We start from the raw sequence: 3,305 nt of genomic DNA, 5'->3' as shown, positions 1-3,305 counted from the left end.
GGACTGGCCGCGTGCAGCGCGCGCGTCCGCGCGTCGAGCCGGTCGCGGCGGCGTTCCAGGCCGCGCCCCAACGCGGCATCCATCCGCGCCGTGAGATCGTCGATCCGCTGGCGCGCGTTCTGGACGGTTATGGCAGGCGACAGCCGGTCGAGCCAGCGCACGCTGGTATCCAGACGGCTGCGGCGTACATCGACAGCGTTGGTTAAAGCTGCTTCCAGCCGGTCGCGGCGCAGCCGGATCTCCTGGCGCAGCGCGGCCCCATCCGGCGTGAGCAGTTCTGCCCCGGCGGAGGGTGTCGGCGCGCGGTGATCGGCGGCGAAATCGACCAGCGTGAAGTCGATCTCGTGGCCCACACCCGTTACGACCGGAATGCGCGAGGCCGCCACGGCCCGCGCCAGCGCTTCGTCATTGAAGCACCACAAATCTTCCAGGCTGCCGCCGCCGCGTGCCAGCAGGATCACGTCCACGTCGTCGCGGCGGTTGAGCCGGTCCAGCGCGGCGATGATCTGCGGCGCAGCGTCCCGGCCCTGGACCGGTGTGGGGCTGAGCAGAATTTCGACCAGCGGGTAGCGGCGGCGGATCACGTTCTGAATGTCCTGGAACGCCGCCGTTGTGGGCGAGGTTACCACGCCGATGCGGTGCGGGGTGCGGGGCAGGGCGCGCTTGCGCGCCGGGTCGAACAGGCCTTCCGCGTCGAGTTTGGCCTTCAGCAGCTCGAACTGCCGGTTCAGCTCCCCGATTCCGGCGGGCTGCAGCAGGTCGCAGTACAGTTGGTACTGCCCGCGCGCTTCATACACCGCGATGCGCCCATGCGCCAGCACGGCGTCGCCGTGGCGCGGCAGGACGCTCAACTGCGCGGCCTGCGATCGCCACATCACGCACGTCAGCTCGCTGTTGGCATCTTTCAGCGTGAAATAAAGGTGGCCGGACGCCGCCTGTTTGAAGTTGCTGATTTCCCCCTCAACCCACACGTTTTGAAGCGTGAGATCCAGGTCGAACAGATCGCGGATGTAAAGGGTAATCTGGTGGACGGTAAAAGTATCGGCCATCGTGCCCAACTGAACTGTGCGTTAAGTAACAGAATTGTACCCTACACCGCCGGGTGAGGCTATCAGCGATCCTGACCAAGCCGCCAGTCTGCTGACGCTTTCGTGTCAGTTTCCAGACATCTTCTGGCGTAATGCGATGACCGGGGGCCGAAAGCGTGTTAAAATGATCGCGCCCTGAAAAAATAACCCGTCCCCACGCCGGGACGCTGTGTCTATCGTGCCGCTTTGACCGGAGTTTGCCATGAATGAAACCGAGCGTGATCAGTTAGCCCAGCGCCTCAGCGCCATGTCCTGGAAGGACGCGCGCAAAGAAATGCGGCGGATCGATCCCGACGCCGTGATGAAGCTGTTCCGCAACTCGTACCACGACGAGTACCGCACCCTCTATTTGATGCCCAACCAGGGGATCAGCGTGACGCTGGTGGAAAAGCAGGACGCGGACGTGACCGACAAGCCGGTCATCTCTGCGCCGGGCGAAAAGAAGATGAGCGTCAGCTACGATTACGTGGGTGCGCGGGTGGCTCCGCTGGAGCGGCCTGTTTCCAAGTTCCTGACCGAACTGGCCTAGCGCTTGTTCTGCTTTTTTTGAGCGGGGGAACCGTTTTTTTTCTCCGCCGATCCGTGGGGAGCGGGCTTGCTTTCGCCCGCCACGAACAACTGCCCTGCGATACCGCGCTTCCAAATTTGCCGTACGGCATACATGCATAGGGGCGTATGGTTTATACGCCCCTACGAAATGTTATGCTCGTTTGCGGATGAGTACCCGCCGCACGGCGGAACCTTCGTTTCAGCTGATCGCTGAAAACTGGCTGCTGCTCGCTACAGATCTTCTTCCGTCGCGGTCAGGCCCAGCACGTTATAGCCCCCGTCGATGTACAGCGTTTCGCCCGTGATGTTCTTGGCCCAGTCGCTCGCCAGGAACGCCGCCGCGTTGCCGACGTCTTCCTGCGTGACCAGTTCGCGCATCGGGGAAACCTTTTCGCTGTAATTGAGCATGGTGCGGAAGCCGGGCACGCCCGCCGCCGCCAGCGTCTTGATCGGGCCGGGGCTGAGCGTGTTGACGCGGATCCCCTGCGGGCCGAGGTCGGCGGCCAGATAGCGCACGATGTTTTCCAGCGCGGCCTTCGCAATCGCCATCACGTTGTAACGCGGCATGACCTTTGCGGCGGCGTAGTAGCTCAGCGCCATGATGCTGCCGCCGTCGGGCATCAGGTCGGCGGCGTACTTCGCCATCGGGATCAGGCTGTAGGCGGAGATGTCCAGCGCCAGCTTGAAGCCGTCCCGCGTGACGTCACGGAAGCGCCCGCCCAGTTCTTCACCCGGCGCGAACGCGACCGCGTGCACCAGAATATCCAGCTTGCCGAACTGATCGCGCACCTTGCCAAACGTTGCCTCGATCTGTTCGTCCGAGGTGACGTCGCATTTCTCCACGAAGTCGATGCCCGCCTCTTTTGCCAGCGGGAACACACGCTTTTCCAGCGCTTCGGTTGCATAGCTCAACCCGACCGCTGCGCCTTCGCGCACCAGCGCCTGGGTGATGCCCCACGCAATCGAGCGGTTGTTTGCGACCCCGAAGACCAGGGCTGTTTTGCCGTCCAAAAGTCCCATAGTTGATTGCCTCCTATGTGCAGTGTACTGATCGTAACACGCAGCAGGCGCGTTCGTCACGGCACGGCTACCGGACCCAGCCCCACCTGCGTGTCCGTCACGCCGTCCGGGGCGGCACTTGCCAGCCGCGTATAGCTGCCCGATTCGCCGTCGAGCACGGCCAGACTGATCCACCAGTCGCCGGAGGACGCGCCTTCCGGCAGGGGGATCGTGATCGTCTCCCCGATGCGTTTTCCCGCCTGCCAGCACGTCGTCGGATAGTGCGTGTCGAACGGCTGCCAGACCATCGCCTCGTCCAGCGGCGCGCCGCCTGGATCGATCAGCAGCGCGGAAAACCAGTACGCGTCGGTCAGTTGGTGCGCGGGCAGCCACTCCAGCCGCAGCGTGATCGCGCCGTCTTCCGCCACCGCATCCCATCCGGCCAGCGTCAGCGCCCCGCCAAACGTCACGCCCGCCGGGCGCGTCACCTCGACGTCGCCGGGCGGATCGGGCGGTGGGTCGTAATCCGTCTGGATGACGTTCAGCGTCACGGCCAGCACCACCGCCAGCCCGGCCTGCGCCAGCGTGATCGCGGACCAGTCCAGCCGGGGCCGTCCCGCGATCTGCGTGTGAAGCCCGGCTGCGGCAGCGATCAGCACGAACGGCGCG

4 protein-coding genes are annotated in these 3,305 nt (G+C 64.5%); 1 reads left to right on the top strand and 3 read right to left on the bottom strand.

What is annotated here, in order from left to right:
• The coding region (xseA, locus tag V7116_RS25675; RefSeq protein ID WP_324394856.1) for an exodeoxyribonuclease VII large subunit at nt 1–1,049 on the bottom strand (1,049 nt) is incomplete at its 3' end.
• 241 nt (nt 1,050–1,290) lie between these two features.
• On the opposite strand from xseA, the gene V7116_RS25670 reads away from it, so the two are divergent.
• Complete coding sequence (locus V7116_RS25670) at nt 1,291–1,617, top strand: hypothetical protein (RefSeq protein ID WP_324394855.1); 327 nt, start codon at nt 1,291–1,293, stop codon at nt 1,615–1,617.
• A gap of 251 nt (nt 1,618–1,868) precedes the next feature.
• On the opposite strand, the gene V7116_RS25665 is transcribed toward V7116_RS25670, so the two are convergent.
• Both V7116_RS25665 and V7116_RS25660 read right to left on the bottom strand, forming a co-directional pair.
• Nucleotides 1,869–2,657, bottom strand: a complete 789-nt coding sequence (locus V7116_RS25665) for an enoyl-ACP reductase FabI (protein ID WP_324394854.1) — start codon at nt 2,655–2,657, stop codon at nt 1,869–1,871.
• Nucleotides 2,658–2,713: 56 nt separating this feature from the next.
• Nucleotides 2,714–3,305: hypothetical protein (locus tag V7116_RS25660; RefSeq protein WP_324394853.1), on the bottom strand; the 592-nt coding region annotated here is incomplete at its 5' end.

It is taken from the genome of Aggregatilinea sp., assembly GCF_036822615.1.
Lineage (GTDB): Bacteria > Chloroflexota > Anaerolineae > Aggregatilineales > Aggregatilineaceae > Aggregatilinea.
This window is presented reverse-complemented; position numbering and strand designations above follow the sequence as displayed.

What these genes read in the sequence shown, in the direction of transcription:
- V7116_RS25665 (WP_324394854.1), bottom strand. Translation starts at nt 2,657, where the DNA reads ATGGGACTTTTGGACGGCAAAACAGCCCTGGTCTTCGGGGTCGCAAAC.
- V7116_RS25670 (WP_324394855.1), top strand. Translation starts at nt 1,291, where the DNA reads ATGAATGAAACCGAGCGTGATCAGTTAGCCCAGCGCCTCAGCGCCATG.